Raw genomic sequence first — 5628 nt, forward strand, 5'->3', positions numbered from 1 at the left:
TCGGCGATGCGTACGACAACGCCCTGATGGAGAGCACGATCGGCCTGTTCAAAACCGAATTGATCAAGCCGCAGCGGCCCTGGAAGACCCTCTCCCAGGTCGAGCTGGCCACCGCCGAGTGGGTCGACTGGTACTGCCACCGCCGACTGCACGGTGAGATAGGCCACGTCCCACCCGTCGAGTACGAGACCAACTACTACACGGAACTCACGAAACCCCAGGTCACCACCACAATCTGAGGTCTCTACCGAACCCGGGGCGGTTCAGCTTCCCAAGCCGTCTGGCCCAGCGCCTCGGACAGGCGCCGTTCGAGCCGGGTGATGTGCGCGGCCAGTCTCCCGTTGCGGGCCGTGAGGTTCGCGACGTCGGCCAGCAGCGATTTGCGGCTGACCTGCGTTCCGGCAGCCGTGCTGGGCAGGGGCTGGCCCGCGCGGGCGATGACGGCTGCGTGCAGATCACCGTGGCGGTGAATCAGGCTGCGGTGAACGCCGGCGGCACGGGCGACCGAGGAAACGCTGATCTCCTCGCCGGCGGAGGCCAGTTGGTCGAGGGCTTTGAACACTCGGTTTCTTCGACGGTCGGAGTCAGCGACCCGCGCTCGGGTCAGGTGGTCCGGTGATGCGCTCATGCGTCACGCTCCAGCCGCAGGTCCGGCTCGGGCGGACGGATGCCGGGCATGCCCAGGGAGACGGTGCGGGACTTGCGCAGGGTCCGGGTGGCGTCCTTGATCTGCTCGCGTTCGTCCTCGGTGAGCCCGTCGAGGTCGGTCTCGACGCGGCGGATCAGTGTGCGGATGCGCTTGATCTCATCGTCGGACGGAGTCGCTTCGGTGCGGGCCCAGGCGTCGAGGTCCGAGGCCGCGGCGAGACGTTCGCGGTCCCTCAGCAGGGTGTCCAGGTAGGTCCGCAGCTCCGGCAAGTACGACGGGTCAGTGCGGAAGTGGTCGCAGCCGACGCAGCGGAACCGGAACGGGCAGCCGTGGCCGCCGGCCTTGACGTTGCTCGGTTCGACGCAGATGCCGTAGGGGACGGACACCTGGCCGATCCGCAGGCGGGCGTGCTCGTGCTCCAGGAGCTGGCGGGCCTGGGTCCAGATCTTGTTGCCGTGCCGGTCGAACTGGTGTGAGACAAGTTTGTCGACTGCGGCCCGGGTGCGTTTCTCCGTGACCCGTAATGGTGGAGTCGGGTATTGGAACTGTCCGAATGCCTCAGCCATTGCGGACCCATGAGGTGAACTCGTCGGCGAGGCCGGGCGGGTTGGCGGCCTCGGTCTGCCGGGCGATCGCCTCGTAGTACTCCAGCTCGTGGACGATCACCGGCACCGTTCTCACCGACGATCCCGGCCAGGACTCCGGGGGCGAGGTTTAGATCGACACCGCGCAGAACCGCGCGCCCGTGGTAGCCGTGATACAGACTCTGCACTTCCATCGCGTCCCCCCGTCATCCGGATCCCACATACTCAAACGGACATCGGATGATCGGGACACGGCGTGTCAACCTTCGCGCCGGCACACCACTCCATGCAGGCGACGTCGGCGTGCGGGCAGGTGCCACCAAACTGCGGGCACCGTGCGCTGAGCTGCCCCGGCCACGGGAGAAGCGCCGTGGGCCAGTGCTCGATCAACATGGCGCACGCGAGGATTGGCGCGGTCGGCGAGCAGGCGATGGCTGCCCCCAAGACCTGGTGGCTGCCGCGCACGCTCAGCTGGAGTCAAGGCCATCGCCAGAGTCCCAGGCCAGCCAACCGCATCGTCCCGGACGACACGGTCCACCAGCAGCACAAGACGATGCTCCACTCCCACCCTCATCTACTCATCGAGGGCTTCAACGACGTCGTCTTCGCCTACTCGCTCTACCAACTGCTGCCACACCTGAAGCGGCTGAGCGACGCCTGGACCGTCGACCTCGGAGACGACGGCGATGGGTTGAGCGACTTGCTGCAGCTGGCAGGACGCCAGCGAGGAACTGGACTAAGCCGCCACCTACCTCACCGACGCGCTGAACAGCCCGGAGAACGACCAGCCTTCGCTGCTCGCCTGGGCGCGCATGCACCTGCGAGACGCCATCGAGACCGCCAGCTGAACCCGCTGCGTTGAGCGCACTCTGTGCCGCCCCGACCCCGCACCCGCCGGGGCCGGGGCGATCGCAGTGGCCCCTCAACCACCAGAGCATGAAGGGAGATGGACGTCATGCCCCTGCCCCTCTATGAGGTCGACGTCCCGATACGGAACACCGCTGGCCTGCGCGGCGTGCACGTCTTCACCGGCCACGCCGACAGCCGCAGCGCCGCCGTACGGATTGCGCACGAGGTCTACGACGCGGCACACGCCGCGCAGCAGGCCGGACTCGAGATTCCCGACAAGCGACCGGACGGGTGGGCCGCGCGCGGCTACCGGCCCGGCTGGGAGCTCGACTGGAAGGCGGCGACCGCCAGCCGCTGGAACGACCCGTACAGCTGGACCCGCGCCGACGACGGCGACTTCGAGCTGTAGCTACGCCCCGGGACGGACGACACGGCGTCCAAACCAACCGTCCGTCCCGGGCCCATCCCACCCCGCACAAGACGAGAGGGAGAGATCCCAGTATGGACTCCGTCCTGCGCGTGCACGCCCGGATCGGGCGGCACGCTCTCTTACTGACCACCGCCGCTGTCCCGTTGACGGGTTGGGCCGTGCACGCGGCTGCGCTGCACAAGCAGCTCGCTGTGACCCGTCGCGACCCGCTGACCGGGCTGCTGCGCCGTGACGCGTACACCGCCCGTGCCCGCCGACTCCTGGCCCGCCACGGCGACAACGTGGCCGTGGTCCTGATCGACCAGGACCACTTCAAGGCCGTGAACGACACGATGGGCCATGCGGCCGGCGACGCCGTCCTGGCCGCGACCGCCGCCCGGCTCACCGCCTGGGCGGGCGCTGTCACGTTGGCTGAGCGAGTGGGATGATCTTCTGGTTGATCATGCGGGAGGGGTTGTCCGTGGACAGCGCGTCGCCGTCGTACCAGGGGCACCGGTACCCGGTGGAGATCATCTCGCATTGCGTGTGGCTGTACTTCCGCTTCCCGCTCAGCTTCCGTGAGGTCGAGGAGCTGATGCTCGCCCGTGGCGTGATCGTCTCGCATGAGACGGTGCGGCGCTGGTGTGTGAAGTTCGGGCAGCAGTACGCCGGTGCGTTGCGCCGCCGTCGGCCCCGGCCCGGTGATAAGTGGCATCTGGACGAGGTGTTCGTCAGGATCAACGGAGAGCAGAAGTATCTGTGGCGGGCCGTGGACCAGGACGGCAATGTCCTGGACATTCTCCTGCAGAACCGGCGGGACAAGAGCGCAGCCAGGCGTTTCTTCCGGCGCCTGTTGAAGACGGCCCGCACGGTGCCCCGGGTGATCGTCACCGACAGGCTCCGCTCCTACGGCGCGGCCCATCGCGAGGTCATGCCCTCCGTCGAGCACCGGCAGTCGAAGTACCTCAACAACCGGGCCGAGAACAGCCACCAGCCCACTCGGCAGCGTGAACGCGTGATGAAGGGCTTCCGCAGCGTCGGCGGGGCGCAGCGGTTCCTGTCCGCGTTCAGCGGCATCTCACCCCATTTCCGGCCCCGACGTCACCTGATGACCGCTTCCGAATACCGAGCCGAGATGACCGCCCGCTTCGCCGTCTGGGACCAGGTCACCGGCGTCGCCGGCCAGCCAGCCGCGGCCTGAGTCCGGAGCCGGACCCCGGCCCCACCACACCCGACACACCGTCAGGCACTCACACACTCAACAACGTGACAGCGCCGGGCGGACACCTCCTCCATGAAGTAGAGGGTGTAGGCCGCGACGATGTGGGCCAGCATCGAGTCCGCCGACAGGTTGCCCCACGTCCCCTTGTCGTCCGGCCGCCGGACGCGGATCGACGCCACCGCATGATCGTGAAGCAGCGGCTTCCCAGCTCTGGACTCGTAGTGCCGGAACACCGCGACGATCAGCCCGTCCCGGATCGGCTTGCGGTGCTTGCCGCCGCTCCCCCAGCGGATCTCCGCGACCGCATCCTCCAGCCATGCCAGCGTCTTGTCCCGGGCGATGTCCTGGCACAGCTCCAGTACCAGGCGGGTCTCGTCATTCCCGAGCGCCCACGCGATGTGTGCCGTCGGCGGGGCCCGGAACGTCAGGTCCATGGCCAGCCAAGGTGTCCGCTCCTTGGCCTTGTCGGTCTTCGGCGACTGGTTGTGCTCGATGGGCCTGCCCAGCACGGTCGCCCGCCGGGCCTGCGCCGGGCTCTTGCCCTCCGCCAGGCGCTCGCGCTCGATCCGGTCGGCGTCCGGGTGCCGGCCTTCCCCCAGGAGCAGTTCGGCCTGTCGCTCGGTCACCACGTCTCCGGCCGTGAGGCCGACCGCGGTCAGGCCCCGGCCCTTCCAGACGCCGGGCGGGACACCGGCTTCGTCCTGGGCGGCGCGCAGCGGCGTGCCCGCAGGGCGTTGGCCGTCGCCGACCATCACGCCGCGGAGGAGATAGCGCCACCCGTTACCCGGGCGAACCTCCGACATGCTGATCATCGGCCTATGGAACCCCGGAGTTGACCTGTGAGAAAGCGCGATCCGGGGTCTTTCCCGTCGGGCGGGAGGCCATCACCAAGTCTTTACCGGAGCGCCCGCCAGGCGGGCCGCCGCGACAGCCCGCGACGGTAAGCCGCCTGCGTGTGCACAGTCCCGCTCATGCATACGGCTAGAACCGGAATCGCCTGTCTGCTCTGCCAGACACTCACCAAGGAGCGGGTGTACCTGGTCTTCAGCCACCAGTCCCCCGATCCGCAACGAGTAGTGGCGAACGGCCGCTGGTGCCCTACTGGCTGCCGCCTGACCAACTCCGAGCGGTGGAAGGAAGCGATGCTGCCGCTCCATGGCGTCGATGCCTGACGATGCCGTGCGAATGCTGCACTGCAGTGCGATACAGATGGCAGGGACGAACCCCTCAACCTGAGAGTCCGGCCCCGTCGCGGTATCGGTATACCTCTCAGGCACTTTCCCGACTGATTCTGTGCGCTGTATGCCCGAGCCGTGCGGGCCATGCCTACCATCTCGGAAAGGACCGTCCTTCGGAGACTCCAAAGGGGTGCTCGTGGCACAGCTTGTCCGGCAGCAGCACGTCGAAGCGTATGTGGGGTACCACGCGTTCGGTTTGCAGGAGTCAGATGATGCGGACTTGCCGGTCCCGTTCCCCGACGACTTCGACCACGGGGCTTTCCTCAGTACGCATCCTGGGCGCCTGGACATCACCAGCGGCGGTCACACCCATACCGCTACGGTCAGCGTCGAGGTGTGGGACGGGCCGCCGCAGAAGGATCCGGCTGGCTGGGACGAGCAGGCCGAGGCCCACTTCGAGTCGACGAGTGGCCAGGTCGCGGTGTGGTCCATGCACACGGGTCGGATGGACGATGTCATCGTGCTGGGGGACTCCGGCGGTTCGTGGCGCGTCCGGGTCAGTTGTGCGGGCCGGGCTGAGGCCGCTGCCTTGTCGGAGGGCGAAGGCACCGGTCATGGGGTGGAGCGCTACCTCATGCAGTTCTGGCCGGTCGGTGTGTAAAGGAGGGGCGCCTGCGGTGGGAGCGGTCTCGGTTTCGCTCCCACCGCAGGCGCTTGCGCCTCAGGTCACGAGAGGA

The 5628-nt window shown here is 68.0% G+C and carries 10 protein-coding genes and 1 pseudogene; 7 read left to right on the plus strand and 4 right to left on the minus strand.

Annotated elements, in window-relative coordinates; translation table 11 throughout:
• Positions 1 to 239 (plus strand): integrase core domain-containing protein (locus tag AOK11_RS32510; protein ID WP_157869496.1); only part of this gene is annotated, 239 nt, incomplete at its 5' end.
• 5 nt (positions 240 to 244) lie between these two features.
• Here the strand turns inward: AOK11_RS32510 and AOK11_RS32515 are convergent.
• The 3 genes from AOK11_RS32515 to AOK11_RS46280 all read right to left on the minus strand — a co-directional run bounded on the left by AOK11_RS32515 (position 245) and on the right by AOK11_RS46280 (position 1330).
• Positions 245 to 562, minus strand: a complete 318-nt coding sequence (locus AOK11_RS32515; protein ID WP_240497574.1) for a helix-turn-helix domain-containing protein — start codon at positions 560 to 562, stop codon at positions 245 to 247.
• A 62-nt stretch (positions 563 to 624) separates the two neighbouring features.
• Entirely contained in the window at positions 625 to 1215 is a 591-nt protein-coding gene (locus AOK11_RS45635; protein ID WP_240497575.1) for a hypothetical protein, read from the minus strand.
• Positions 1208 to 1330: a hypothetical protein gene (locus tag AOK11_RS46280; RefSeq protein WP_276204858.1), complete on the minus strand. Its 123-nt coding sequence runs from the start codon at positions 1328 to 1330 to the stop codon at positions 1208 to 1210. The genes AOK11_RS45635 and AOK11_RS46280 overlap by 8 nt, the downstream gene beginning before the upstream one ends.
• A gap of 273 nt (positions 1331 to 1603) precedes the next feature.
• Between AOK11_RS46280 and AOK11_RS43135 the strand changes: the two genes are divergently transcribed.
• From AOK11_RS43135 to AOK11_RS32535, 4 genes are all read left to right on the plus strand, one after another.
• Entirely contained in the window at positions 1604 to 2095 is a 492-nt protein-coding gene (locus tag AOK11_RS43135; RefSeq protein ID WP_157869497.1) for a hypothetical protein, read from the plus strand.
• 93 nt (positions 2096 to 2188) lie between these two features.
• Positions 2189 to 2491 (plus strand): hypothetical protein, encoded by a 303-nt coding sequence (locus tag AOK11_RS32525; protein ID WP_055597278.1) that lies wholly within the window; start codon positions 2189 to 2191, stop codon positions 2489 to 2491.
• Positions 2492 to 2583: 92 nt separating this feature from the next.
• Positions 2584 to 2940 (plus strand): diguanylate cyclase, encoded by a 357-nt coding sequence (locus AOK11_RS32530; RefSeq protein ID WP_079035229.1) that lies wholly within the window; start codon positions 2584 to 2586, stop codon positions 2938 to 2940.
• Positions 2941 to 2954: 14 nt separating this feature from the next.
• Complete coding sequence (locus AOK11_RS32535) at positions 2955 to 3692, plus strand: IS6 family transposase (RefSeq protein ID WP_107098740.1); 738 nt, start codon at positions 2955 to 2957, stop codon at positions 3690 to 3692.
• A 74-nt stretch (positions 3693 to 3766) separates the two neighbouring features.
• Here AOK11_RS32535 and mobF read toward each other — a convergent pair.
• A pseudogene (mobF, locus tag AOK11_RS32540) lies at positions 3767 to 4465 on the minus strand (MobF family relaxase); the annotation flags it as partial.
• A gap of 219 nt (positions 4466 to 4684) precedes the next feature.
• On the opposite strand from mobF, the gene AOK11_RS43140 reads away from it, so the two are divergent.
• Positions 4685 to 4885, plus strand: a complete 201-nt coding sequence (locus AOK11_RS43140) for a hypothetical protein (RefSeq protein WP_157869498.1) — start codon at positions 4685 to 4687, stop codon at positions 4883 to 4885.
• A gap of 202 nt (positions 4886 to 5087) precedes the next feature.
• The gene (locus AOK11_RS32545; protein WP_055597280.1) at positions 5088 to 5552 is read left to right on the plus strand and encodes a hypothetical protein; all 465 of its coding nucleotides are present in this window, start codon (positions 5088 to 5090) and stop codon (positions 5550 to 5552) included.
• Positions 5553 to 5628: the final 76 nt, after the last annotated feature.

This window comes from Streptomyces hirsutus (genome assembly GCF_001418415.1).
GTDB lineage: Bacteria > Actinomycetota > Actinomycetes > Streptomycetales > Streptomycetaceae > Streptomyces > Streptomyces hirsutus.

Bases quoted from the DNA above. Each gene is read 5' to 3' on its own strand.
- AOK11_RS45635 (WP_240497575.1), bottom strand. From the start codon at position 1,215: ATGGCTGAGGCATTCGGACAGTTCCAATACCCGACTCCACCATTACGG.
- AOK11_RS32525 (WP_055597278.1), top strand. From the start codon at position 2,189: ATGCCCCTGCCCCTCTATGAGGTCGACGTCCCGATACGGAACACCGCT.
- AOK11_RS32530 (WP_079035229.1), top strand. From the start codon at position 2,584: ATGGACTCCGTCCTGCGCGTGCACGCCCGGATCGGGCGGCACGCTCTC.
- AOK11_RS32535 (WP_107098740.1), top strand. From the start codon at position 2,955: ATGCGGGAGGGGTTGTCCGTGGACAGCGCGTCGCCGTCGTACCAGGGG.
- AOK11_RS43140 (WP_157869498.1), top strand. From the start codon at position 4,685: ATGCATACGGCTAGAACCGGAATCGCCTGTCTGCTCTGCCAGACACTC.